General features: G+C 72.7%; 23 protein-coding genes. 8 read left to right on the forward strand and 15 right to left on the reverse strand.

Annotated elements, in window-relative coordinates; all coding sequences use genetic code 11:
• Positions 1 to 62: 62 nt before the first annotated feature.
• Genes AB0I38_RS32050 through AB0I38_RS32060 form a run of 3 tightly spaced genes read right to left on the reverse strand, consistent with a single transcriptional unit; the run spans position 63 to position 3,544 of the window.
• The gene (locus AB0I38_RS32050) at positions 63 to 770 is read right to left on the reverse strand and encodes an ABC transporter ATP-binding protein (RefSeq protein WP_358488337.1); all 708 of its coding nucleotides are present in this window, start codon (positions 768 to 770) and stop codon (positions 63 to 65) included.
• Positions 767 to 2,572, reverse strand: coding sequence for a dipeptide/oligopeptide/nickel ABC transporter permease/ATP-binding protein (locus AB0I38_RS32055; RefSeq protein WP_358488342.1), 1,806 nt, complete (start codon positions 2,570 to 2,572; stop codon positions 767 to 769). Before AB0I38_RS32055 ends, AB0I38_RS32050 begins: the two co-directional genes overlap by 4 nt.
• Positions 2,573 to 3,544, reverse strand: coding sequence for an ABC transporter permease (locus tag AB0I38_RS32060; protein ID WP_358488346.1), 972 nt, complete (start codon positions 3,542 to 3,544; stop codon positions 2,573 to 2,575). It abuts the gene before it with no gap.
• 196 nt (positions 3,545 to 3,740) lie between these two features.
• Between AB0I38_RS32060 and AB0I38_RS32065 the strand changes: the two genes are divergently transcribed.
• A complete protein-coding gene (locus AB0I38_RS32065) occupies positions 3,741 to 5,345 on the forward strand; it encodes an ABC transporter substrate-binding protein (RefSeq protein WP_358488353.1) in 1,605 nt (534 codons plus the stop codon).
• Between the two features lie 69 nt (positions 5,346 to 5,414).
• Here AB0I38_RS32065 and AB0I38_RS32070 read toward each other — a convergent pair whose 3' ends face one another.
• Genes AB0I38_RS32070 through AB0I38_RS32080 form a run of 3 tightly spaced genes read right to left on the reverse strand, consistent with a single transcriptional unit; the run spans position 5,415 to position 9,014 of the window.
• Positions 5,415 to 6,995, reverse strand: a complete 1,581-nt coding sequence (locus tag AB0I38_RS32070; RefSeq protein WP_358488358.1) for a PucR family transcriptional regulator — start codon at positions 6,993 to 6,995, stop codon at positions 5,415 to 5,417.
• Position 6,996: 1 nt separating this feature from the next.
• Positions 6,997 to 7,743, reverse strand: a complete 747-nt coding sequence (locus AB0I38_RS32075) for a GNAT family N-acetyltransferase (RefSeq protein WP_358488361.1) — start codon at positions 7,741 to 7,743, stop codon at positions 6,997 to 6,999.
• Positions 7,740 to 9,014, reverse strand: a complete 1,275-nt coding sequence (locus AB0I38_RS32080; RefSeq protein WP_358488364.1) for a serine hydrolase domain-containing protein — start codon at positions 9,012 to 9,014, stop codon at positions 7,740 to 7,742. The genes AB0I38_RS32075 and AB0I38_RS32080 overlap by 4 nt, the downstream gene beginning before the upstream one ends.
• A gap of 117 nt (positions 9,015 to 9,131) precedes the next feature.
• On the opposite strand from AB0I38_RS32080, the gene AB0I38_RS32085 reads away from it, so the two are divergent.
• From AB0I38_RS32085 to AB0I38_RS32100, 4 genes are read left to right on the forward strand one after another with little or no spacing between them, the layout of a single operon-like run.
• The gene (locus AB0I38_RS32085) at positions 9,132 to 10,652 is read left to right on the forward strand and encodes an N-acyl-D-amino-acid deacylase family protein (RefSeq protein ID WP_358488368.1); all 1,521 of its coding nucleotides are present in this window, start codon (positions 9,132 to 9,134) and stop codon (positions 10,650 to 10,652) included.
• A gap of 19 nt (positions 10,653 to 10,671) precedes the next feature.
• Positions 10,672 to 11,238, forward strand: coding sequence for a GNAT family N-acetyltransferase (locus tag AB0I38_RS32090; RefSeq protein WP_358488372.1), 567 nt, complete (start codon positions 10,672 to 10,674; stop codon positions 11,236 to 11,238).
• A gap of 25 nt (positions 11,239 to 11,263) precedes the next feature.
• A complete protein-coding gene (locus AB0I38_RS32095; protein ID WP_358488376.1) occupies positions 11,264 to 12,598 on the forward strand; it encodes an RNA polymerase sigma factor in 1,335 nt (444 codons plus the stop codon).
• Positions 12,599 to 12,608: 10 nt separating this feature from the next.
• Entirely contained in the window at positions 12,609 to 13,370 is a 762-nt protein-coding gene (locus AB0I38_RS32100) for an SDR family NAD(P)-dependent oxidoreductase (RefSeq protein WP_358488380.1), read from the forward strand.
• Between the two features lie 27 nt (positions 13,371 to 13,397).
• On the opposite strand, the gene AB0I38_RS32105 is transcribed toward AB0I38_RS32100, so the two are convergent.
• Positions 13,398 to 13,583 (reverse strand): hypothetical protein, encoded by a 186-nt coding sequence (locus tag AB0I38_RS32105; RefSeq protein WP_358488383.1) that lies wholly within the window; start codon positions 13,581 to 13,583, stop codon positions 13,398 to 13,400.
• A 229-nt stretch (positions 13,584 to 13,812) separates the two neighbouring features.
• Between AB0I38_RS32105 and AB0I38_RS32110 the strand changes: the two genes are divergently transcribed.
• The 3 genes from AB0I38_RS32110 to AB0I38_RS32120 all read left to right on the forward strand — a co-directional run bounded on the left by AB0I38_RS32110 (position 13,813) and on the right by AB0I38_RS32120 (position 15,929).
• Positions 13,813 to 14,361: a hypothetical protein gene (locus tag AB0I38_RS32110; RefSeq protein WP_358488386.1), complete on the forward strand. Its 549-nt coding sequence runs from the start codon at positions 13,813 to 13,815 to the stop codon at positions 14,359 to 14,361.
• 180 nt (positions 14,362 to 14,541) lie between these two features.
• The gene (locus AB0I38_RS32115; protein ID WP_358488389.1) at positions 14,542 to 14,940 is read left to right on the forward strand and encodes a VOC family protein; all 399 of its coding nucleotides are present in this window, start codon (positions 14,542 to 14,544) and stop codon (positions 14,938 to 14,940) included.
• 380 nt (positions 14,941 to 15,320) lie between these two features.
• The gene (locus tag AB0I38_RS32120; protein ID WP_358488392.1) at positions 15,321 to 15,929 is read left to right on the forward strand and encodes an NYN domain-containing protein; all 609 of its coding nucleotides are present in this window, start codon (positions 15,321 to 15,323) and stop codon (positions 15,927 to 15,929) included.
• Between the two features lie 21 nt (positions 15,930 to 15,950).
• Here AB0I38_RS32120 and AB0I38_RS32125 read toward each other — a convergent pair whose 3' ends face one another.
• Genes AB0I38_RS32125 through AB0I38_RS32160 form a run of 8 tightly spaced genes read right to left on the reverse strand, consistent with a single transcriptional unit; the run spans position 15,951 to position 24,851 of the window.
• Positions 15,951 to 17,429 carry an aldehyde dehydrogenase family protein gene (locus AB0I38_RS32125; protein WP_358488397.1) on the reverse strand — a complete coding sequence of 493 codons (1,479 nt, stop codon included), beginning with the start codon at positions 17,427 to 17,429 and terminating at the stop codon, positions 15,951 to 15,953.
• The gene (locus AB0I38_RS32130; RefSeq protein ID WP_358488400.1) at positions 17,426 to 18,658 is read right to left on the reverse strand and encodes a P1 family peptidase; all 1,233 of its coding nucleotides are present in this window, start codon (positions 18,656 to 18,658) and stop codon (positions 17,426 to 17,428) included. Before AB0I38_RS32130 ends, AB0I38_RS32125 begins: the two co-directional genes overlap by 4 nt.
• Entirely contained in the window at positions 18,655 to 19,836 is a 1,182-nt protein-coding gene (locus tag AB0I38_RS32135) for a M20 family metallopeptidase (protein ID WP_358488403.1), read from the reverse strand. Before AB0I38_RS32135 ends, AB0I38_RS32130 begins: the two co-directional genes overlap by 4 nt.
• The gene (locus tag AB0I38_RS32140) at positions 19,833 to 20,717 is read right to left on the reverse strand and encodes an ATP-binding cassette domain-containing protein (RefSeq protein ID WP_358488407.1); all 885 of its coding nucleotides are present in this window, start codon (positions 20,715 to 20,717) and stop codon (positions 19,833 to 19,835) included. The genes AB0I38_RS32135 and AB0I38_RS32140 overlap by 4 nt, the downstream gene beginning before the upstream one ends.
• Positions 20,686 to 21,600 carry an ABC transporter ATP-binding protein gene (locus tag AB0I38_RS32145; RefSeq protein ID WP_358488410.1) on the reverse strand — a complete coding sequence of 305 codons (915 nt, stop codon included), beginning with the start codon at positions 21,598 to 21,600 and terminating at the stop codon, positions 20,686 to 20,688. The genes AB0I38_RS32140 and AB0I38_RS32145 overlap by 32 nt, the downstream gene beginning before the upstream one ends.
• Positions 21,587 to 22,420, reverse strand: coding sequence for an ABC transporter permease (locus tag AB0I38_RS32150; RefSeq protein WP_358488415.1), 834 nt, complete (start codon positions 22,418 to 22,420; stop codon positions 21,587 to 21,589). The genes AB0I38_RS32145 and AB0I38_RS32150 overlap by 14 nt, the downstream gene beginning before the upstream one ends.
• Positions 22,417 to 23,364, reverse strand: coding sequence for an ABC transporter permease (locus AB0I38_RS32155; RefSeq protein WP_358488419.1), 948 nt, complete (start codon positions 23,362 to 23,364; stop codon positions 22,417 to 22,419). Before AB0I38_RS32155 ends, AB0I38_RS32150 begins: the two co-directional genes overlap by 4 nt.
• Positions 23,361 to 24,851, reverse strand: a complete 1,491-nt coding sequence (locus AB0I38_RS32160) for an ABC transporter substrate-binding protein (RefSeq protein WP_358488422.1) — start codon at positions 24,849 to 24,851, stop codon at positions 23,361 to 23,363. Before AB0I38_RS32160 ends, AB0I38_RS32155 begins: the two co-directional genes overlap by 4 nt.
• Positions 24,852 to 24,870: the final 19 nt, after the last annotated feature.

Raw genomic sequence — 24,870 nt, forward strand, 5'->3', positions numbered from 1 at the left:
TCGCTCAGCCCGGAGGCCGAGGCGCGGCTCTAGCAGCCGCCGGGCCTTCTTCGGGTGGGCGATCAGCGCAGCCTGGGGATCGAGTCCAGGAGAGTGCGGGTGTACGGATCCCGGGGGTCGGACATGACGGCGTCGACCGGGCCCTGCTCGACGATAAGGCCCTGGCTCATGACCGCCACCCGGTCGCTCACGTACCTGACCACGGCCAGGTTGTGCGAGATGAACAGCAGGGTGAGGCCGAGCTCCCGCTGAATCTCGCGCACCAGGTTGAGCACCATGCCCTGCACCGAGACGTCGAGTGACGAGGTGATCTCGTCGGCGATCACCACCTCGGGCCGCGCGGCGAGCGCCCGCGCGAGGGCCACCCGCTGGCGCTGCCCGCCGGACAGGTGCCGGGGCAACCGGGCGGCGTGCTCGCGCTCCAGGCCGACGAGTTCGAGCAGCCGCGCCACCTCACCGGCCGTCCGGCCGGACCGGGGCAGCGCCTCGGTGATGGCCGCGCCGATGCTCATGCGCGGGTCCAGCGAGGAGTACGGGTCCTGGAAGACGAGCTGGACGGCCCGCCTCCGCTCCGGCGAGATCCGGCCGGCGGCCAGCGGCACCAGCCCCACCGCCGCCCTGGCCAGCGTGGACTTGCCGCAGCCCGACTCCCCCACCAGGCCGACGACCGTGCCCGAGGGCACCTCCAGGTCGACCCCGCGCACCACCTCGACCGCGTGGCGGCCCCGGCCGAGCCGGACCCGCACGTCGTGGAACTCCAGCGCCGTCACGATCCCACCCCGTTCACCCTCAGATCGTCCCGGCCGGACTCCCCGGCCCGCACCGCGTCGCTCGCCACCGGCCGGTCCACCGGGTGCCAACAGCGCACCCCCGCCTCCAGGGCGGGCAGTTCCTCCCGGCAGTGCTCGTCGGCCCGTTCGCACCTCGGCGCGAACGGGCAGCCCGCCGCCGGGTCGGCCGGTGACGGCATCCGCCCGGGGATCGTGGCCAGCGGGAGCGAGCGGTCGGCCGCCATGTCCGGCACGGACGCCAGCAGCGCCCGCGTGTAGGGGTGGGCGGGCCCGGCCAGCAGCCGTTCGACGGTCAGGTCCTCCACGATCACCCCGGCGTACATGACGAGCACCCGCGAGCACAGCTGCGCCACCACGGCGAGGTCGTGCGAGATGAGCAGGATCGCCGCGCCGGTGGTGGAGCTGACCTCGCGCAGCAGGTCGAGGATCTGCTTCTGCACGGTGACGTCCAGCGCCGTGGTCGGCTCGTCGGCGATGATCACCCGCGGGCCGCCCATCAGGCCCATCGCGATCATCGCGCGCTGCCGCATGCCGCCCGACAGCTCGTGCGGGTACTGCGCGGCCACCCGCGCCGCCGCCGCGATGTGCACGTCGTCCAGCCGGGTCACCGCCCGCTCCCAGGCCGCCCGCCGGGCCAGCCGCCCGTGTACCCGGGCCACCTCGGCGAGCTGGGTGCCGACCCGCAGGGCGGGGTTGAGCGAGGTCATCGGGTCCTGGAAGACCATCGCGGTCTCGCCGGACGCGATCGAGCCGGACACCACGCCGGGTGGTTCGACCAGGCCGGAGACGGCCAGCGCGGTGAGCGACTTGCCGGAGCCGGACTCGCCGACGATGCCCACGCGCTCGCCCGGCGCGACGGTGAAGGACACGTCCTTGACCGGTACGGCGTCGCCGTACGAGACGCGCAGGCCGGTGACCGTGAGGGCGTCGCCGGGCACCGGCCGCGCCGAGCGGCCGGACGGGCGTGCGACGGCGGCGCGCCCGCCGAAGACCTGGGCGGCGAACTCGCCCAGCACGTTGAACGCCAGCCCGGCCAGCACGACCGCGATGCCGGGGGCGAGCGCGGCGGCGGGGTTGAGGTAGACGCGGTTGAGGCCCTCGTTGAGCAGCAGCCCCCAGTCGTAGTCGGGCGCCTGCACGCCGAGGCCGAGGAAGGACAGCGCGGCGAAGGCCAGCAGCGCGCCGCCCGCGCCGAGCGTGGCCTGCACGATCAGCGGCTCGCCGATGTTCGGCAGGATGTGCCGGACCAGCATCCGGACCCGGCCGACGCCGAGCACCCTGGCCGCGGCCACGAAGTCGCGCCCGGCGACGGAGGCGGCGAGCGTCTGCGTGAGCCGGGCGAACGCCGGCACGCTCGCCAGCCCGATGGCCAGCGCCGCAGACCGGCCGCCGGTGCCCAGCACCACCGCGAGCACCAGCGCGATCAGCAGACCGGGGAACGCCACGACCAGGCCGATGAAGCCGTTGACGAGCCGGCCGGCGCGCCGGCCGAGCACCGCGGGCAGGCCGCCGAGCAGCAGCCCGCCGGCGACGGCGACGGCCGTGGCGAGCAAAGCCAGGCCGATGGTGGAGCGCGCGGCGACCATCACCCTGGCCAGCACGTCGCGGCCGAGGCCGTCGGTGCCCATCGGGTGGGCGGCCGACGGCCCCTGGGTGAGCGCCAGCGTGTCGGTCCTGACCGCGTCGCCGGCCCAGATGACGGGGCCGAGGACGACGGCGAACAGCAGGAACGCCAGCGACACGACCGCCGCGACGCCCAGCGGGCTGCGGAGCCTGCGCATTCAGTCCTCCCGGATCGTGGAGCGGGGGTCGAGCCTGCCCAGGGCCACGTCGACGGCGAGGTTCACCAGGAGCACGGCGCCGCCGTACACGAGCACGACGCCCTGCACGACGGGGTAGTCCTTGGCCTTGATCGCGTCGACCAGGGCGCTGCCGAGGCCGGGCCAGGCGAAGACGTTCTCCACCAGGACGCTGCCGGCGATCAGCCCGGAGATCAGCAGGCCGCCGATGGTGAGGGCGCCGGTGAGCAGGTTGGGCAGGGCGTGCCGCAGGTGGATGAGCCGGGCGGGCAGCCGTTTGGCGCGGGCGGTGCGCATGTAGTCGGACGACAGCACGCCGAGCGCCTCGACCCGGACGATCCGGCCCAGCGCGGCGGCCGGGCCGACGGCCAGCGCCAGCGTGGGCAGCACGTAGAAGCGCGGCCCCATCTCGCCGGTGACGTCGGCGACCGGCAGCATCTCCAGCGTGATCGCGAACACCACGATCAGCGCGACGGCCAGCAGGAACTCGGGTACGACGGCCAGCAGGCCGCTGACCCCGGTGAAGAGCAGCTCCGCGCCGCGCCGCCGGCCGCCGCGCGTCCAGGCGGCCATCGCCATGCCGACGGGGATCGCGGTGATCATCACGACCACGAAGGCGACGAGGGCGAGCAGGGCGGTGTACGGCAGGCGGTCGGCGATGGTCTGGGCCACCGGCAGGCCGGAACCCATGGACTCGCCGAGGTCGCCGGTGAACAGGCCACCCAGGTAACGCGCGTACTGCTCCCAGAGCGGCAGGTCGAGGCCCAGCTCGTGGGTGCGGGCGGCGACCAGTTCGGGTGAGGCGGTGATGCCGAGCGCGGCCCTGACCGGGTCGCCCGGGATGAGGTGCACCATCGCGAACGTGGCCGTGATCAGTAAGGCCAGGGAGAGCAGGAAGCGGAGGAAGCGGCGGCCCAGGTACGCGGCCCAGGGGTGCCTCGGATGCACGGCCATGGCGGGCATCCTGCCATCCACCCCGCCGATGCGGAATCGTACGAATCGCCCAGTTAACGGGGCGAAGTATGTCCGCCCCCACAAGGAGTGGTCCAGATATACGGCGAAATTTCGTGGCTTTGTCGGATCCCACGATGACCAGGTAGGCCGCGAGTACCACGCTGGCCGATATCGCAACACATGGATAGGAGATGATATGCGCGCTCGCCTGCTCGGCGTGCTCTGCGCGGTGGCCCTGGCGACCGCGGCGTGCGGGAACTCCGGCTCCGGCTCCGGTGACTCCGGTGGGGAGGCCAAGCCCGCGGGCTCCGGCCGCTACGCCACGGGTGCCACCTTCACGATGGCCATCATGGAGCCCGGCGACCTGAACCCGCTGATGACCGCCCTGTCCGACCCCCGCGGCGTCGACTTCTTCCTCTACGACACCCTGGTCTCCTACAAGGACGACGGCACGGTGCAGCCCGGCCTGGCCTCGGCCTGGAAGGACACGGCCACCTCGGTCGAGTTCACCCTGGCCAAGGGGGTGACGTGCGCCGACGGCTCGCCGCTGACGGCCGCGGACGTGGCCGGCAGCGTCAACTTCATCGCCGATCCGAAGAACAAGTCGCAACTGCTCGGCCTGTTCGTGCCCACCGACCTCAAGGCCACGGCCGACGACGCGGCGGGCAAGGTGACGATGTCGGTCGAGACGGCCGACCCGTTCCTGCTGCGCAGGCTGTCGTCGGTGTTCATCGTGTGCGGCAAGGGCCTGACCGACCCCGGCGGGCTCAAGGCCGGCAAGCACGGCACCGGCCTGTTCCAGATCACCGAGTCGGTGGCCGACGACCACTACACGCTGGCCAAGCGCCCCGAGTACGCCTGGGGTCCCGGCGGCGTGACCGGCAAGGAGGAGGGCCTGCCGGACAAGGTCGTGCTCAAGGTCGTCAAGAACGAGACGACGGCCGCCAACCTGCTGCTGTCCGGACAGCTCAACGCCGCCCACGTGATCGGCCCGGACCGGGCCCGGATGGACGCCCAGAAGCTGTTCAAGAGCGAGATCCGGCTGATGTTCGGCGAGTTCACCTACAACCAGGCGAAGGGCCGGCCCACCCAGGACGAGCGGGTACGTCAGGCGCTCACCATGGCGCTCGACCTGAACGAGCTCCAGCGGGTGGCGACCAGCGGCACGGGCGCGACGCCGGAGGGCCTGAGCATGCAGCCCCGGGTCTGCCCGGACGTCACCACCACCGCGCTGCCCCAGCACGACCCGGCGAAGGCGGCGGCCCTGCTCGACCAGGCGGGCTGGACCAAGGGCGCCGACGGCGTCCGGGCCAAGGACGGCAAGAAGCTGAAGGTGACGTACGTCTTCCTCACCGAGCACGGCGACCCCGGCAAGTCGGCGGTCGAGCTGATGAAGCAGAAGTGGACGGAGCTGGGCGTCGACACCGAGCTGAAGCAGATCCCGAGCACCCAGCTGGCCGGCGTGAGCGACGGCTCGATGGACTGGGACGCGGGCTGGATCCAGGTCAACGTGCCGCTGCCGAGCATGATGGTGCCGTTCCTGTCCGGTGAGGGCCCGCCGAAGGGCGCCAACTGGTCGACCATCGAGAACGCCGACTACGACCGTCTGATCGGCGAGGCGGCCAAGGCGACCGGCGAGGAGAGCTGCGCCAAGTGGAACGAGGCCGAGAAGGCCCTGTACCAGAAGGCGGACATCGTGCCGTTCGCGGACACGACCACCCCGCTCTACGGCAACGGCGCGGAGTTCGCCCGGCTGGGCGGCTCCTTCGCCCCGAGCACCATCCGCATGCTGGCCAAGTGACCATCTGACGAGTGCCGCGCCCGGTGTGACAGGGCGCGGCACTCGCGCCCTGTCCCAGGGGGCTCGCCGTCAGGAATGCAGCCGCATCTGCAGGCTGACGGCGAGACGGGCGTCCGGGTCGTCGAGGTCCAGTCCGGAGATCGTGGCGAGCCTGCGCAGCCGGTAGCGGAAGGTGTTCTGGTGCACCTGCACCGCCTTGGCCGCGGCGTGCACGTTGCCGAGCGCGTCGAGGTACGCCTTCAGGGTGCCGACCAGGTCCGTGCCGTGCTCGGCGTCGTAGCCGACCAGCTTCTCGTACGGCCCGGCGGGCGGCTGCTCCTCGGCCGCGACCAGGTCGCCGAGCTGCAGCAGGAGCGAGTCGAAGTACACGTCGGCGTAGGCGGCGGCCACCCCCGACACCCCGCGGGCCCGCAGCACGCGCAGCGTCCGGGCCGCGTCGGAACGCGACCTGCCCACCTCGGCGAGCGTGCCGACCTGCCGTCCCACCCCGATCGCGGCCGGGAAGCGGCGCCCGGTCCTGGCCAGGAAGCTCTCCGCGACCCGTACCGCCCGCTGCTCGGCGTCGGCGGCCTGGGCGTGCAGGGGCAGCACCGCGTAGGCGACGCTGCCGATCAGCGCGGCGGCGGCGTGCGGGTGGATGGCGCCGACGTGCAGCGCGAGCGCGTCGCAGAACCGCTGCCGCTCCCCCTCGCGTCCGGCCACGTCGGCGAACGCGCTCTCGTCCAGCCCGGCGGCCAGCACGCAGACCCGCTCGGTGGCGATGCCGAGCCGGGCCGCCGCGTCGGCGGCGTCCCGCCCGCCCTCCAGCACCGTGGAGAGCAGGTCCGCGCGCAGGCGGCGCTGCGCGTCGGCTCCGGCGCGCTGCCGTAACAGGTGCAGCGCCACGATCTTGGCGGCGTCGCCGAACGCCCGGCGCCGGTGTTCGGGCAGCGGTCCCGGCACGGTCGCCCACATCGAGCCGAGGATCTCGTCCCCGGCGCGCACCGCGATGGCGGTCCTGGGCAGCATGCCGCCGCCGAGGTCGAAGAAGATCGGCTCGCGGCTCTGGTACAGCTCGCGGTAGATGCCGCGCTCCTCCTGCAGCCGCTGGTACTTCTCCGGCACCTTGCGCCCGAGCACGGTCTCCACCCGGGCCTGGTCGGCCTCGTCCTGCCGGCCGGAGAACGCCAGCACCCTCGACGACCGATCCTCGATCGTGATGGGCGCGTCCAGCAGCTCGCACACCGCGTTGGCCAGCGTGAACAGGTCGTCGCCCGACTCGGCCGGCTCGCCGGGGGAGCCCACGTCGCCCTCGGCCAGGATCGACCGGAGCAGCGCCGCCACCTGCGCCCACGACGCGGCCCGGGTCAGGCCGAGCAGCACCACCCCGGTCTCCAGGACCTTCGCGCGCACCGTCTCGTCCACGGCGACGGGCGACTTCACCACCAGGCCGGCCGCTCCCATCGGGCCGAGGGTGGTGAGCAGCTCGCGGATGCGGTCGGCGCCCTCGACGCCCACACCCAGCAGGATCGTGCCCGGTGGCACGCTCTGGTCGTCCAGCGGGTCGTAGATCTGCACGGTCGCCACCTCGACGTCCATCTCGCCCGGTGAGGCCACGATGTCGAGAAAGGTGGAGCCGAGATCGTCAAGAATGCGGCCAAGAGTGCTCAACCTAATTCTCATCTCCCAGGAGATACCAGCCATCTCGGGCAACGTCGACGATCACAAGTCCCAGTTCACGTGCTGTGAGGAGCGCCTCCCGCACACATTCGCGCCAGCGCTGGGCCGTGCCGGGCGCCATCGTGCGCAGCCGTTCGATGTCGTGCGGCATCGCGACCGCGAACCACCCGCCGCGTTCGGGGACCCGGCCGGTGCGGACGGGCTCGTCGCCGTCGCGGCCGACCAGCACGATCGCGTCACGCGGGTCGACGCCGGGGCGCGGCGGGGCCGTGAGGTCCCACACGACGTAGATCCGGTCGGTGGCCTCGCCCGCGTTGATCGCGTCGCGCATGGTGCCGTAGAAGTCCGGCAGGTAGGAGCCGGCGCGGGCGCCCAGCTTGTGGAAGTTCAGGTAGGCGTTCCGGCTGACGAGCGGGTCGAACGTCCACGACACCAGGCTCACGCCGCGGGCCAGCGCCCACTCCCGCTGGTGGCGTTTGAGAGCGTGGCCCGCTCCCCCGCGAGCCCCGGGCAGCACGCCGGTGATGTGCGAGTGCAGGTGGCCGTCCTGGGCGAAGAAGCCGATCGAGACGCCGATCAGCTCGTCCTGCGCCCAGGCGCCCGCGACGTACCCGCCGACGTGCGCGATCGTCCGGATCAGGCCCGGTTCCAGCAGCTCCCTGCCCCAGATCTTGGTGATCAGGCCGGCGGCCCGGTGGTGCTCGGCGACGGTGGTCAGCTCGGTGATGGTGAGGGTCACGAGATCTTCGGGGTGGAGCGCACACCGAAGTACAGGTACGGCGAGCCGTCCGCCAGAGTGTGGAACACCGCCTTGGTCCAGAGCCGGTCGCCCGAGCGGCGGGCGAGGAAGACGGAGTCCCCGGCGGGCACCAGCTCGAACTCCAGCGGGGCCTGGAGGTCGGCGTACTCGCCGGTCGACTCGTAGGTGAGCCGCAGGTCGCGCACGGTGATCCGGGCGCCGGTGCGCTCGTACACTCCGTCGTGCCGGCCCGCCTCCACCGCCACCGGGGTCTCGGGCGGCCGCGGCGGCGCCGGCGGCCGGACCCCGCACAGCGCGGGGAACAGCTCCTCGGCCACCGCCTGGATGAGGCCGTCGGTCTCACCGCCGTTGCACAGCAGCGCGACGACGACGTCCTGGTCCGGCAGCACCCAGAGCATCGCGGCCTGGCCGATCGTGTTGCCGCCGTGCAGCCGGACGGGCGTGCCGTCCCAGGTGTCGAGGATCCAGCCGAGCCCCCAGTGCGTGCCGTACACCCGGCCGGGCAGCTCGACCTGCGGCTCGGCCATGGCCTGGACGCTCGCCCGGCTGAGGACGGTGGGCTCGACGAATGCGCGGCCGAAGCGGACCAGGTCGCCGGCCGTGGCGCAGATCTGCCCGGCCGGGCTGTTGGAGCGGGTGATGCCCCAGACCCCGGTCGGCTCGCCGGCGTCGCCGAGGTGGCCGGTGGCGGCGCGGAAGCGGATCACGTCCTCGGGCAGCGTCCAGGTGTGGGTCAGGCCGAGCGGGTCGATCAGCTGCTCGCGCAGCGCCGTGTCCCACACCTTGCCGGTCAGCCGCTCGACGACCCGGCCCGCGACGGAGAAGGCGCCGTTGCTGTAGGAGTGGGTGGCGCCGACGGGGTGGGTGAGCGGCCGGCCCGCGATGGCCGTGACGTACTTCTCCAGGCAGTCGTCGCCCCGGCCCGTGTCGTGGAAGAAGTCGCCGTCGATCCCGCTGGTGTGCGAGAGCAGGTGCCTGACCAGCACGCCGCCGCCGATCTCGGGCAGCACCTCGGCCACCGGGGTGTCGAGCGTCAGCCTGCCCTCCTCGACCAGGAGCATGATCTGGGCCGTCGTCCAGACCTTGGTCACCGAACCGATCTGGAACAGGGAGTCCGGCGTGGCCGCCACACCGGTGTCCAGGTTGAGCAGACCCGCGACCTCGCAGTGGGTCTCGCCCTGGTGCCAGTAGGCCAGGGAGGCCCCGGGCACGCGGAACTCCTTGATCAGTTCTGCCAGCCGAATCGTCATGCTGGCACGCTAGGCGGTCCCTCGGCCGCCCCTCTTCGTCGCATCGGACCAACACGGGCCGCCTTGTTAGGTCATTCACGACAAGAATTTCCGGCATGTCAGGTGTTGGGTGGATCCATGATTGATCTGATCCTGCGCGGCGGCACGGTGCACGACGGGCTGGGCTCGGCTCCCGAGACGGCGGACGTGGCGATCTCCGGGAGCCGGGTGGTCGCCGTCGGCCCCGGCCTCTCGGGCGCCCGCCGGGAGCTGGACGTGGCCGGGCTGATCGTCGCGCCGGGCTTCGTGGACGCCCACGCGCATTCGGATCTGGTGCCGCTGATGGACGAGCCGCAGCCGTTCAAGCTGCTGCAGGGCGTGACGACCGAGATCAACGGCAACTGCGGCTACTCCTACGCGCCCGACGCCTCCCGGCTGGAGGAGCTGACCGGGGTCTCCGTGCCCGACTGGACCTTCGCCGCCTACCTGTCGGCCGTCGCCGTCGCCGGGCCGTCGAACCACGTGGCGACGCTGGTCGGGCACTCGACGTTGCGAGGCGCGGTGGCGGGGTTCGCCCCGGAGCTCGCCGAGGGCGACCTGGACCGGATGTGCGAGCTGGCCGCCGACGCCTTCGAGGCGGGCGCGTGCGGGCTGTCCAGCGGGCTGATCTACCCTCCCGGCAGCTACGCCGGCACCGGCGAGCTGGTCGCCCTGGCCCGGGTCGCGCACCGGTACGGCGTGCCGTACACGACGCATCTGCGCGATGAGGGCGCGGCGGTCGGGGAGGCGCTGGACGAGGCCATCGAGATCGCCCGGCGGGCCCGGGTGCGGCTGCAGGTGTCGCACTGCAAGGTCGCCGGCCGGCCCAACCACGGGCGGGCGTCCCTGCTGCTGGACAGGCTGCGCGCCGCGCGGGCCGCCGGCGTGGACGTGCGCGGCGACCAGTACCCCTACCTGGCGGGCGCCACCGTGCTGGCGGCGCTGCTCCCGCCGTCGGCGCTGGCGGGCGGCCGGCTGCGGGAGGTGCTCGCCTCCCCCTTCGAGCGCTTACGGCTCCGCTCCCTGGCCGAGGCCGGGGGGACGGGCTCGGGTCTCTGGGGCGACGCCGTACCGGCCGGGATCCTCGTCACCTCGCACGCCGACGCCTCCTTCACCGGCCGCACGCTGGCCGCCATCGCCGGGGAGCGCGACCCGTGGGAGGTCGCCTGCGACCTCGTCGCGGCGGACCCGGCCGCGCAGATGGTGATCGAGATGATGGCCGAGGAGGACGTGGCCGAGATCATGGCCGATCCGCTCATCGGCATCGGCTCGGACAACGGCCCGCCCACCGGCCTGGAGCATCCGCGCACGTGGGGCTGCTTCCCGCGGTTCCTCGGGAGCTACGTGCGGGAACGGGGCGTGGTCGGCTGGGCCGAGGCGGTGCGCAAGATGACCTCCGCCACCGCCGACCAGTTCGGGCTGCGCGGCAGAGGGTGGCTCGGCGCCGGGGCGTACGCCGACGTCTGCGTCTTCGACCCGGCCACGGTCGGCCACACGGGCACCTACACCGACCCGTCCGCCCGGCCGACGGGCATCGTGCACGTGCTGCTGGAGGGGCGGGTCGTCGTGGAGTCGGGTGAGTTCACCGGCGGCCGTCACGGGCGCGTCCTGCGCCCCTGACTCGCGTTAGCGTGAATGGGTGGAGATCTACTTAGAGACCGACCGCCTCATCCTGCGCCGGTTCACCGAGGCCGACGCCGACCTTCTGTTCGAGCTGCACAACGACCCCGACGTCATGCGCTTCCTCAACGGCGGCAAGCCGACCCCCCGTGACGTGATCGTGAACGAGACGCTGCCCCGCTACATCTCCTCGGGCTTCTTCGCCGCGATCGAACGCTCCACCGGCGCCTTCCTCGGCTGGTTCCACCTGCGCCCGCCCGAGGGGGGCGACCCCGCCGAGCCGGAGCTGGGCTACCGCCTGCACAAGGCCGCCTGGGGCAGGGGCTACGGCACCGAGGGCTCGCTCGCGCTGATCGGCAAGGCGTTCGGCGAGTTGGGCGCCCGGCGCGTCTTCGCCATGACCATGGCCGTGAACCGGGGGTCGCGCCGCGTCATGGAGAAGTGCGGGCTGCGCCACGTGCGCACGCACTTCGACCACTGGCCCGAGCCCATCGAAGGGGCGGAGGAGGGGGAGGTGGAGTACGAGATCCTCCGCTCCGACTGGGAGGCTCGCGTCCCGGCCCGGCCGGCCCGTGACGAGGCGTGAGATGGTCGCGAGGGCAGGGGTGAGCGTGCGGCATGACGACGAGCCCGGCGGGCCGGGCGGCGATGGGACGGGGGCGCCGGACGCGGGCGGCCCTGGGGGCGCGGACGTCTCGGTGGCCGAGGTCGAGCAGGTGTTCCGGCGGGAGTACGCGCGGGCGGTGGCCGTGCTGGTGGGCCGGTTCGGCGACATCGACCTGGCCGAGGAGGCGGTGCAGGACGCGTTCGCCGTGGCCGTGGACCGCTGGCCGGCCACCGGGACGCCGCCGAGCCCGGCCGGCTGGATCATCACCACGGCCCGCAACCGGGTGATCGACCGGCTGCGCCGCGAGGCGTCCCGTGACGACCGGCACGCCGCGGCGGCCCTGCTGCACGCCCCCGGCGAACCGCCCGAGCAGGGGGCCGTGCCCGACGACCGGCTGCGCCTGATCTTCACCTGCTGCCATCCGGCTCTCGCCGTCTCCGCCCAGGTGGCGCTGACCCTCCGGCTCCTCGGCGGGCTCGGCACCGGGGAGATCGCGCGGGCCTTCCTGGTGTCGGAGCCGACGATGGCGCAGCGCCTGGTGCGGGCCAAGGCCAAGATCCGTGACGCGCGGATCCCGTACCGCGTGCCGGCCGAGGCCGACCTGCCCGGCCGCGTGCGCGCCGTGCTGGCGGTGGTCTACCTCATCTTCACCGAGGGCCACACCGCGAGCTCCGGAGCCGACCTCGTCCGCGACGACCTGTGCGCCGAGGCCATCCGGCTCGGCAGGCTGCTGGCCGAGCTGCTGCCGGACGAGCCGGAGGTCGTCGGCCTGCTCGCGCTCATGCTGCTCCTGCACGCGCGCCGGGCGACCCGCGCCACGCCCGACGGGAGCCTCGTGCTCCTGGCCGCGCAGGACCGCCGCCTCTGGGACCACGACCTCATCGCCGAGGGACAGGACCTGGTCCGCGCGTGCCTGCGGCGCGACCGGCCGGGGCCGTACCAGATCCAGGCGGCGATCAACGCCGTGCACGCGGACGCGCCCCGCGCCGACGTCACGGACTGGGGGCAGATCCTGCGGCTGTACGACCAGCTTCTCGCGTGCGCCCCGACGCCGGTCGTGGCGCTGAACCGGGCGGTCGCGCTGGCCGAGGTGGCGGGCCCGGCCGAGGCGCTCACCGTGGTCGACGGTCTCGGGCTGGACGCGTACCACCTGTTCCACGCGATCCGCGCCGACCTGCTGCGCCGCCTCGGCCGCACCGCCGCGGCGGCACAGGCGTACGAGGAGGCCATCGCCCGCGCGGGCAACGCCGCCGAGCGCGCCTTCCTCCAGGGCCGCCGCGACGCGCTCTCCCCTGGAGAAGGGCGCTCAACCTGGTGCACTGGTCAGACCAGTCGCTAAGGTGACCCGCATGGGATATGACGCGTTGTTCCGCCTCGACGGGCGGCGGGCTGTGGTGATCGGCGCCGGGAGCGGCATCGGGCGGGAGTCGGCCCTGGCGCTGGCGGCCCACGGCGCGAACGTGGTGTGCGCGGACCGCGATCCGGGAGCCGCCGAGGAGACGGCGTCGCGCTGCGGCGGCACGACCCGGGAGCTGGACGTGCTCGACGGCGACTCCATCCGGGCGCTCGCCGCCGAGGCCCCCGCGGACGTGCTCGTGTTCACCCCCGCGACCAACGTGCGCAAGCGGCTGCTCGACTACTCCGCCGAGGAGTTCGGCCGGGTCGTCGACCTCAACCTGCGCGCCTCCTTCGACCTGGTGCGAGCGTTCGGGGCGGGGATGGTGGAGCGCGGGCGCGGGTCCATCATCGGGTTCGCGTCGATCCGGGCGTCGGTGACGGAGCCCGGCCAGGGCGTCTACTCGGCCACCAAGGCAGGGCTGGTGCAGTTGCTGCGCACGGCCGCCGCCGAGTTCGGGCCGCGCGGGGTGCGGGTCAACGCCATCGCGCCCGGGGTGGTGGAGACGCCGCTGACCAGCCAGATCAAGGCCGACCCCGCCTGGTACGACGCCTACGCGGCCAAGAGCGCGCTCGGCAGGTGGGCCCGGGCCGACGAGATGGCCGGGGCCGTGGTCTACCTGGCGAGCGACGCGGCCGGCTTCGTGACCGGCTCGGTCCTCTACGTGGACGGCGGCTGGACGGCGATCGACGGCCGCTTCGACCCGCCCAACTAGCGGCAGCCCATCACGCGAGCCCCTCGCTCACGCCTCCGTGGACTCGTCATAACCCTCGGCCTGACCGTGGACCTCCTCGTCGGGATCGCCCTCCGGCTGGTTGGCCGGGTCGGTGGGCGAGGGGCTGAACTCGTCGGCGAACTCGGGTTCGCCGTGGTCCTCTTCCGGGTCACGCCTGTCCGCCAAGGGTGCCGTCTCATCCGGCTGCGACATGCCGCTCCTCAAGTGATCGGGTCGGGTGAACGGGCCCGTGTCTCGGCACCGGACCCGCATCTCGCCTGCCACAGAGAACGCCGGGCAAACCACACCGGCCATCGTCCCGGTCGCGGCCGCCCCTGCCGCACCCGGCGCGCCTCGCGCTCCACCAACGCGCGCCGGGCATCCCGGAGCGGGAGGCGACAGGGGGAGATTATTTGGCGTTTGTGCAGGGTAGACGCCAGCAATGACTCGTCGAACGTCCGTCGTGGCAGCTCTGCTGACCGTCACCGCGGTCACCGCCGGTTGCACCGGCCTGACTTACGACTCCGAGGACGTCACCCGCATCCACGCACCGCAGAACGACGGCGCCAACGCGAGCGTCCGCACGATGCACCTGCGCAACGCCTTCCTGCTGGCCGGCGAACGCGACCTCGCGCTGTACGCCATCCTGGTCAACGACGGGAACCGGAGCGACATCCTGGAACGGGTCACCGCCGGGCAGGGGGTGCGGGTACGGCTCCCCACACCGGTGGACGTGCCGGCCAAGCGCCTCGTGGGCGCCGAGGGGCCGATCGCGACCGTCACCGGAGTGACCGGTTCGCGCTGGGTGCCCATGACGTTCACGCTGAAACGCGCCGGCGAGATGCGTGTCATGGTGCCGATCAAGGAACGGACGGGCCTGTACGCGACCCTGAGCCCCTCCGCGCCCGGCTCACCGACGCCCGCACCCGCGCCCACCTCACCCGCTCCGTCCGCACCCGGCGGCGCCACCCCGCCCACCCGAACTCCCTGACCCCGGTCCGGCCGGTGACGGCTTCGCCGTGCGCTCGACGGCGCGGCGAGTCGTCCGGCTGCTCTCACGCGCCCGGACCGGCCTTCCTCGCCCCCTTGACCGAGATAACTGATTTAGAGTATTGCTTTAAAGTGTGGCTCTAATGTAAGCGTCGTCTCCCTGAGGTCCTGGAGGTTTCCGATGGTCGTGCTGGGCGGATTCCATCACGTCAAGCTGCCCGTCTCCGACGTGCACAAGAGCCTTGAGTGGTATCGGCGGGTGCTCCGCCTCGACCTGGCGATCGAGTTCGTCGAGGACGGCGTGCTGCGCGGCGTGGCGCTGACCGACCCGGCACGGACGGTGACGCTGGCACTGCGCGAGGAGCCGCGGCTGGCCGCGCAGCTGAGCGGCTTCGACCCGGTCGCGCTCGGCGTGCCGACGCTGGAGGCGCTGCGGGCCTGGGCGGATCACCTCGACACCCTGGGCGAACGGCGTGGCGAGATCGCCGAGGGCAGCGTCGGGTGGCTGATCCCCGGCCTCATCGACCCCGACGGCATCGAGATCCGCCTCTACACCGTGCGAGAGCAGGGCGTTTCCTGATCACCAGAACCCTGGCCGTCATGACCGCGGCCTGATCCTCGCCACCGCGAACCAAAGTCGATCAGGGCACGCGATATCGGAACGCCACGTTGGGCGTAAGCCGGCCGCGACCCCGCCAGGCGGTCATGCCGAATGGGCGGTGACACTCACCCGGAAACGAGCGGAATTCTCACCGGAAAGCCCGGCGATTTTCGCCCCGGCACCTCCGGCCTGGCGATGAGCAGGATTTCCCGGGTCGCCTGTGAGATGTCAATTCGGCGTCCATCACCTTGCTAACGAAGCCTGCTGTGATGTGCGACGGACAAGGCGTGGCTACCTCGGGGGCGGGGCATCGCGCGCCGGGGCCATCCGAACATCATCGGAAATGAGGGACGCGAGCCATGGCAATGCCCTACAACCAGAACAATCACCAGCTGAATCCGAGCTCCAGGTGGAACGTGTACATCGACGGCGCCAATCTATACTACGGGATCTGCGACACGGCGGGTCTGGACCAGTGGCGCGTCGACGTGGTCAGGATGAGCAATCTGCTGCTGAGCGCCTGGAACGGCAAGCTCGGGCAGATCAAGTACTTCACGACCACCCTCAACGGCCAGGCCGGTTGGGACCAGAAGCGATTCGAGGACGACCACTTCCAGTGCTACAAGGATCAGTTCGTCACGTTCAAGGGGTTCAACAAGTACGACTCGAAGACCCAGAAGTTCAAGGAGAAGCAGACGGACGTCAGGCTCGCCGCCCAGCTCGTCGGCGACGTCTGCACCGGCAGATGTGAGGCCGCCTTGGTGGTGAGCTCCGACGCCGACATCGCCGTGGCGATCGAGGATGCCAAGTACTTCGCGCAGGGAAGGGTGACCGTCGTCGCCGCCTTCCCGGACGGACAGGATTCCCGCGCGTACCTCGCGCGGGCCGACAGTACCATCAGGATCACCCCGGAGATCTACCGCAAGTCCATGCTCGACTTCACGCTCAGCCGTAGAAGGCTCGTTTGAGCGAGCGCTCTCCGGGCCGGGTCAGGGGCGGATGACGGCCATCCGGGTGACGGTGAACTCCTCGATCGCGAAGCGCGGCCCCTCACGGCCGATGCCGGAGTCCTTGACCCCGCCATAGGGCATGTTGTCCGCCCGGAACCCCGGCACGTCGTTGACCACCACTCCCCCCGCCTCGATCCGCTCGATCGCGGCGAACGCCGTGGCCAGCGACCGGGTGAACACCGAGGCGTGCAGGCCATACCGTGAGGCGTTGACCGCCGCGAAGGCGGCGTCGAGGTCGGGCACCGAGCGCACGCACACGACCGGCCCGAAGATCTCCTCGTCCCAGGCGGCGGCCCCGTCGCGCACGTCGGTGAGCACCGTCGGCGTGAGGGCCCGCCCGTCGGCCGTGCCGCCCGCGACGAGGCTCCCGCCGGAGTCGCGCAGCCAGCCGAGCACCCGTTCGGTGGAGGCGGGGTCGATCAGCGGCGCGACCCGGGTATCCGGCGAGCGAGGGTCGCCCACGACCACGTCCTTGACCCGGTCGGCGAGCAGCGCCAGGAACTCCTCGCGCACCGGCTCCTCGACCAGCACCCGCTGCACCGAGATGCACGCCTGGCCGGAGGCGTAGTAGCCGCCCCGCACGACCGCGTCGGCGGCCGCCGGCAGGTCGGCGTCGGCGGCCACCACGAGCGCGGCGTTGGAGCCGAGCTCCAGCAGCACCTTGGTGGGCGCGGCGTTGCGGGCGATGACGTGGCCGGCGGCGGCCGAGCCGGTGAACGACACGGCCCCGATCCGCCGGTCCTCCACCAGGGTCCGGCCCACCTCGACGTCGCCGGTGACGAGCTGCACCGCGGCCGGGGGCAGCGCGCCCGTCGCGCGCAGCAGGTGGACCAGCCAGAGCGTGGCCAGCGGCGTGGTGGGGGCGGGTTTGACGATCACCGGGCAGCCGGCGGCCACCGCCGGCGCGATCTTGTGCGCGGCCAGCAGCAGCGGGTAGTTGTAGCCGGTGATCCCGACGACGACGCCGATCGGCCGGCGCGTCCAGAAGCCGACCAGCCCCTCACCCGCCGGCAGCAGGTCGAGCGGCACGGTCTCGCCGTGCAGGCGGGCCACCTCCTCGGCGGCGGTGGCCAGCGTGACCAGCGTCCTGGCCACCTCGACCCGGCAGTCGACCAGCGGCTTGCCGGTCTCCAGGACGAGCAGCCGCTCGAACTCCTCCCGCCGCCCGTCCAGCGCGTCGTGCGCGCCCATGAGCGCGGCGCGGCGGGCGTGCGAGGGCAGCGCGGCCATGGCCGGGGCGACGGCGAGCGCCTCGTCGACGGCCCGGGCGGCCAGCTCGGCGGTGCCGACCGGGGCGGCCGCCACCGCGGACCCGTCATAGGGGAAGATCACGTCGGACGTCTCGCCGGTCTCCACCCAGCGGTCGCCGACAGGGAGCCCGCCGGGCCACTCCCGGCCCGGCCGGCCCCCTTCGCGCGCGTCTGGTGCGGGTGCTCCGTCTTCTGCCGGTCGTGTCATGAGATGTCCCCCAGTGCGCTTGGAAACACGTCGAGGTACGCAGGTGCGTCCTCGCGCCCGGTCGCGGCCAGCACGGCGTGCGCGACGGCCCTGCTGAACACGTCGGCTCCCGCCGCGAGCAGGTCGTGCAGGTGCGCCGCTCCGGGTCCGGCCCCGCTGTCGGTGACCGTACGGGAGCCGTACACCCTCTGCTCGCCCTCCGGCATGGGCAGGGCGCAGGTGGCGACCGCGAAGATCGTGTCGCCGTCGACCATGGTGTGCGCGGGCCTGATCGCCCTGGCCAGCCCGTCGTGGGCGACCCCGGCGAGCTTGCCGCACTGGGCCTTGGTGAGCGTCAGATCGGTGGCGACGACGCCGATCGTGGTGTTGAACGAGGTCACCCCGGCCGGGTTCCAGGCGCCGACCTCCTCCGGCAGCGGCTCGCGGAGGTGGTCGAACTCCCCTGGCAGGCCGTACCTGGTGCCGGAGAGCCTGCCGCCGCCGGGGTCGAGCACGGACCCGGCGGCGTTGACCACGGCCAGCGCGGCCACGGTGACGCCCGAGGGCAGCACGACGCTGGCCGTGCCGACGCCGCCGGCCAGCCCGCCGGCGACCGCCCCGGTGCCCGCGCCCACCGACCCGTTCGCCGCTCCTCCGGTGCCCCCATCGCCGGCCCCGCCGTGCGGCCACAGGGCCCCGTCGGCACCGATCACGTCCGACGCGGCGGGGGCGCCGGTCGCGGCGTCGTAGGCCGCCGCGCCGAGGGCCGCGTCGGGGGTGGCGCGGAACCGGCCGCCGCGGCCGAGGTCGTAGATGACGGCGGCGGGGACGATGGGCACCACACCGCCTGCGACGGGGTGGCCGACGCCCGCGTCGGCGAGCCGCTCCATCACGCCGCAGGCGGCGCTCAGCCCGTAGGCGCTGCCGCCGGTCAGCACGATGGCGTGCACGCGTTCGACCAGGTTGCGGGGGTCGAGCAGCTCGGTCTCGCGGGTGCCGGGCGCGGCGCCGCGCACGTCCACCCCGGCCACCATGCCGCCCTCGGGCGCGAGCACGACGGTCGTCCCGGTGCGGTGGCCGTCGTCCAGCCGCCGCGCGTGCCCGACCCGGAGCCCGGCCACGTCGGTCAGCGAGTTGGCCGGCCCGGAGACCAGAACCGCGCCCCGCCCGGGAAGCGGCGAACTCCCGCCGGCCGCACCCGCGCCCTGAGCGGGAGGCGCCGAACTCCCACCGGCGGGGTCGGGAGTCACGCGGGCGTCCTGGTCAGGAAGCGGCGGGCGGCCTCGGCGAAGACGCGGGTGCACTGGACGATCTCGGCCACCTCGACGTACTCGTCGGCCTGGTGCGCGATCCACTTGCCGCCCGGCCCGTACACCACGGACGGAACGCCGCCCCAGTGCGTGAGGACGGTGCCGTCGGTGGAGCCGGGCACGCCGCCGTAGACCGGTTCGGCGCCGGTGACCGCGCGGTGCGCGCTGGCCAGGGCGACGACGACGGGATCGTCCACGGGCACCTCGACCGGCGGCCGGTCGACCAGGCTCGTCACCTGGGCGGCGATGCCGTCGGCGGCGGCCAGCACGGCCACCCGGTCGGCGACCTCCTTGTGGTCCAGCCCCGGGATGGTGCGCACGTCGACGAAGACGGACGCGACGGCGGGGATGACGTTGACCTGCTCCTCGGTGCCGGCCCGGACGACGGTCGGCGTCACGTACACCTCGCCGAGGTGTACGTGCGCGGGGTGGCGCAGTTGCAGCTCCCGCTCCAGCTCGCGCAGCGCGACGAGCAGGGTGCCGACGGCCTGGACGGGGTTGCGGCCGTGCTGGGGCATCGCGCCGTGGGCCATCTTGCCGGTGAGGTCGACGCGCAGCCGTAGCGCGCCCTTGGCGACGGCGCAGATCTCGCCGGCCTCGGGTTCCGCCACGATGGCGCCGTCCACGCCGGCGGCCAGCCCCTCGGCGACGAAGTGGTGGGCGCCGAGCATCAGGCCCTCCTCGTCGGCCAGCGCGCACACCTTGATCCGTCCCGGGAACGGTCCAGCGAGCTGCAGCGCCCGGGTGGCGTAGAGGGTCGCGGCCAGGCCCGATTTCATGTCGGCGCTGCCCCGGCCCCACAGCCTGCCGTCGCGGATCTCGCCACCGAACGGGTCGACGGTCCAGGTCGACAGGTCGCCCTCGGTCACCACGTCGGTGTGGCCCTCGAACATCAGCGTCGGCCCGTCACCGCCGCCGCCCTCGACGACGGCCACCACGTTCGGCCGGCCGGGCGCGGCCTCGGAGACGACCGGCTCCCAGCCCCACTCGCGCATCTTCGCGGCGACCAGCTCGGCGGCGGGCCGCTCGCTGCGGCCGAGCGCCGGGTCGTTGGTGCTCGGGACCCGGACCAGCGCCTGGGTGAACTCCACCACTCCCTGGGCGTCGACGTCGATCACAGCAAACCCTCCAAAGTCGGTACGGCCTCCAGCAGCGTTCGCGTGTAGGCGTGACGCGGCGCGGCCCACACGTCGTCGACCGGGCCGGTCTCGACGATCTCACCGCCGTTCATCACCGCCACGGTCTCGCAGACGTGCCGGACCACGGACAGGTCGTGCGAGACGAAGACCAGGGTGAGGCCGAGCTCGTCGACGAGGTCGGCCAGCAGGTTGAGGATCTGGCCGCGTACGGACACGTCGAGCGCGCTGACGGGCTCGTCGGCGACCAGCACCTTGGGGCGGGGCGCGAGCGCGCGGGCGATCGCGATGCGCTGGCGCTGGCCGCCGGAGAACTGGTGCGGGTAGCGGTCGGCGGCCGAGGCGGGCAGGCCGACCTCATCGAGCAGCTCGGCGACCCGGCCGCCGACGGGCTCGCCGAGGGCGACGAGCGGCTCGGCGACGAGGTCGCGCACCCGCATGCGGGGGTCGAGCGAGCTCATCGGGTCCTGGAAGACGATCTGCAGGCTGCGGCGCAGGAAGCGCAGCCGCCGTTCGGACCTGCCGGCCAGGTCCTGCCCGTCGAACCGGATGACGCCGCTGGTGGGCTGGTCGAGCGCGCACAGCAGCCGCAGCAGGGTCGACTTGCCGGAGCCCGACTCGCCGACGATGCCGAACCGCTCGCCCCGGCGGACGGTGAGCGACACGCCGTTCAGCGCGTGCACGGCCTCGCCGGGCCGGGTGAGCGAGGTGCGGGGACGGCGGTAGACGCGGGTGACGTCGCGGGCCTCGATCAGCGGCCCGGTCTCCGCCCCGGCAGCCGGGGAGCCGGCGGGCCCGGGACCCGGGGAGCCGCCGGGGCCGGGATCCGCGTCAGGCAGCGGGGTGCCGGCATGCGAAGGCATGGCCGTCTCCTGTCAGGGTCGGCTCGGTCTCGCAGGCGGAGTCGGCCTGCGGGCAGCGGTTGCGGAACACGCAGCCGTCGGGGAACCGGCCCGCGGGCGGGACACTGCCCTGGATCGTGGGCAACCGGGTGCCGCGCGGGGTCAGCCGGGAGGCGGCCAGCAGGCCCTCGGTGTAGCGGTGGCGGGGCCGGGCGAACACCTCGCGGATGGGGCCGGACTCGACGACCCGGCCACCGTACATGACCAGGACCCGCTCGCAGATCGAGGCGACCACGGCCAGGTCGTGCGTGATGAACAGCAGCGCGGGCGCGACCTCGGCGATCAGCTCCAGCATCTGCTTCTGCACCGTGACGTCGAGCGCGGTGGTGGGCTCGTCGCAGATGAGCAGGCCGGGCTCGTTGGCCAGGGCGATCGCGAGCATGACGCGCTGGCGCTGGCCGCCGGAGAGCTGGTGGGGGTAGGAGCGGGCGATCTGGCCGGGCCGCGGCAGGCGTACCCGGCCAAGGAGCTCGACGGCGCGCTCACGCGCCCGCGCGCCGGGCTCGCCGTGCAGGGTCATGACCTCGGCGACCTGGGCGCCGACCCGCATGAGCGGGTTGAGCGCGGTCATCGGCTCCTGGAACACCATGGAGACGTCCCGGCCGCGCAGCCGCTTGAGCCGGCGTTCGGGCACGCCGACGAGGTCGTGCTCGCGCAACCTGGCCGTGCCGGTGGCGGTGACGCCCTCCGGGAGCAGGCCCATCAGCGCCAGCGCGGTCAGCGACTTGCCGGAGCCGGACTCGCCGATCAGGCCGACGCGTTCGCCCGGCGCGATGCCGAACGACACCTCGCGCACCAGCCGTACCGACTCGGCGCTGACGCTGAGACCCTCAACGCTCAGCACGGATCCTCCTGAGCTTGGGGTCGAGATGGTCGCGCAGGCCGTCGCCCAGCAGGTTGAACCCGAGGACGGCCAGCGCGATCGCCAGTCCCGGCCACAGCGCCAGGCGTGGCGTGGAGAACAACAGCTCCTGCGACTCCTGCAGCATGCGGCCCCAGGAGGGGGTCGGCGGGCGGGTGCCGAAGCCGAGGAACGACAGCGCCGCCTCGGCCAGGATGGCGATCGCGAAGGACACCGACGCCTGGACGATCAGCATGGAGCCGATGTTCGGCAGCACGTGCCGGAACGCGATGGCGGTGCCGCGTCGTCCGGCGGCCCGGGCGGCGAGGATGTAGTCGGTCACCATGACCTGCAGCGTGGCGGCCCTGGCCACGCGGGCGAACGCTGGCACGGTGGCCACGCCGATGGCGATCATGGCGGTGAGCGTCCCGGCCCCGTAGACGGCGCCGAGCATGACGGCGAGCAGCAGCGCGGGAAAGGCGAACACGAGGTCGTTGACCCGCATGACGAGCTCGGACAGCCAGCCGTACGGGGTCATCCCGGCGATCACGCCGAGCGGGGTGCCGAGGAGCGCGGCGATGCCGACGGCCACGATGCCGACGTAGAGCGTGGTGCGCGCGCCGACCATGAGCTGGCTGAGGGTGTCGCGGCCGAACTTGTCGGCGCCCAGGAGGTAGCCGTCGCCGGGGTCGCGCAGCTTGCCGGCCGCGTCGACGAGCGTGGGGTCGTGCGGCGTCCACACGAACGACACCAGCGCCGCCAGCACGACGAGCCCGACGAGGACGGCTCCGGCGACCAGACCGGCGTTGACCCGGACCCTCATCGCGCCCCCCTGAGCCGGGGGTCGAGCGCGGCGTAGGCCACGTCCACCACGAAGTTGATCAGCAGCACGGCCACCACCAGCACCATCACCACCCCCTGGACGAGCAGCAGGTCGCGCCCGGCGACGCCGTTGAGCAGCAGGTCGCCCAGGCCCGGGATGACGAACACCCGCTCGACCACGACCGCGCCGATGAGCAGCGTGGCCAGTTGCAGGCCGAGCACGGTGACCACGGGGACGGAGGCGTTGCGCAGCCCGTGACGCCACAGGGCGCCCATCCGGCCCCTGCCCTTGGCACGCGCGGTGCGCAGGTAGTCCTCGCGCATCACGTCGAGGACGGCGGAGCGGACGTACCTGGTCAGGACGGCTCCCTGGACGAGGCCGAGCGACAGCCACGGCAGCAGCAGGCCGCGCAGCCACTCGCCCGGGCTCTCGGCGAAGGGCACGTAGCCGCCCGACGGCAGCGCCTGGGCCTGCACCGCGAACACGAAGACGAGCAGGATGCCCGCCAGGAAGGCGGGGATCGCGATGCCGATCTGGCTGGCGGCGCTGATCGCCGCGCCGAGCGGGTCGCGGTGGTGGACGGCGGCGAAGACGCCGAGCGGGACCGCGATGAGCAGCGCGATCACCATGCCACCGAGCACGAGCGTCACCGTGACGCCGAGCCGGTCGGCGACCTGCGGCCCGATGGGCGAGCTGGTGACGTAGGAGGTGCCGAAGTCGCCCTGGGCGAGCCCGCCGAACCAGTCGGCGAACTGCGCCGCGGCCGGCCGGTCGGTGCCGAACTGCCGCCGCAGCTCCTCCAGCGCCTCGGGGGTGGCGTTGACGCCCAGCGCGATCTCGGCCGGGTCGCCGGGCAGCAGGGCCATGAACCCGAAGACCACCACACCGGCGACGGCGGTGCTCACGACGAGCACCGCCAGCCGCTTGACGAGATAGAGGATCACTGCTTGGCGAGCGCCGTGAAGTCGAAGGCCTCCGCGATGCCGTTCTTCGGCAGCCCGGTGATGCCCTTCTTGGCCACGATCAGGTTGGGGAACAGGAACAGCCAGTCGGCCGTGGCGTCGTCGGAGAGCATCTGGGCGGCCTTCTTCAGGTCGTCGACCTGCTGCTGCTCGCTGCCCTGGTCGGCGGAGGTGAGCAGCTTGCCGAACTCCGGATTGTCGTACCGGAAGTAATAGGACTTATCGGCAAAGATGCTCATGTCGTGGGGCTCGACGTGGTTGATGATGGACAGATCGTAGTCGGCCTTGGTGAACACCAGGTCCAGCCAGCGAGCCGGGAACTCCAGGGGCTCGATCTCGGCGTTGATGCCCACCTGGGCCAGCTGCGACTTGACCACCTGGGCGCTCGCCACCGCGTAGGGCAGGTTGGGGATGCGCATCTTGACGTCGTACGTCTTGCCGCCGAGCAGTTCCTTGGCCTTGGCGACGTCGTAGGGGTAGTCGCCGGTGCGGTCCTCGTACCAGGGGTCGGTGGGCGGCACCATGGAGCCGATCAGCCCGCCGCGACCGGCCCAGGCCGTGTCGAGCAGCGCCTTGTGGTCGATCGCGTGGCGCACCGCCTGGCGCACCTTCTTGTCGTTGAACGGCGCGCGGCCGTTGTTCATCGACAGCACCACCTCGCCGTTGGTGGTGCCCTCGACCGTCTCGAAACGGCCGGGATCGGCGAACTGCTGCAGCGACTCGGGCGCCTGCACACTGGAGATGACGTCGATGCCGCCGGTCAGCAGCGCGTTGTTCATCGCCGTGGCGTCCTTGAAGTACTTCAGCGTGACGGCCGTGACCTTGGGCTTGGCGCCCCAGTAGGCGTCGTTGCCGTCGAGCTGGATGGAGTCGCCGCGCTTCCAGGAGCCCAGCGTGTAGGGGCCGGTGCCGACGGGCTTGTTGGCCAGGTCGTCGACGCCGGAGCGGCTGAACATCGCGCCCAGCCGGGTCGTCAGCGTGTAGAGAAAGCCGTTGCTCGGCTGCTTGAGCGTCACGATGACCGTCGACTCGTCGTCCTTCTCGACCTTGTCCACCGAGTCGAGCTGCGACTTGATCTTGAGCTTCCAGTCGGACTTGACCCGGTCGAACGAGAAGATCACGTCGTCGGCGGTGAACGGGGCGCCGTTGCTGAACGTGACGCCCTTGCGCAGCGAGAAGGTGTAGGTCTTGCGGTCGGGCGAGACCTCCCACTTCTCGGCGAGCAGCGGCTGGATCGAGCCGTCCTGGCCGAGCTTGACGAGCCCCTCGTAGACGTTGACCAGCAGCGCCTGCGGGATCGCGGCACCCTCGGTCGACGTGAAGTCGAGGTTGGCCGGCTCGGCCACGAACCCCACGGACAGCGTCTGGCTCTTGGCCGCCTGCCCCGCGGGCTCGTCGCCGCCGCCACCACAGGCGGTCGTGCCCAGCAGGAGACCGCCCACGGCGATCCAGATGCCGATGCGCCTCATGTCCAACAGCCTCCTGGAT

It is taken from the genome of Nonomuraea cavernae (assembly GCF_040655715.1).
Lineage (GTDB): Bacteria > Actinomycetota > Actinomycetes > Streptosporangiales > Streptosporangiaceae > Nonomuraea > Nonomuraea cavernae_A.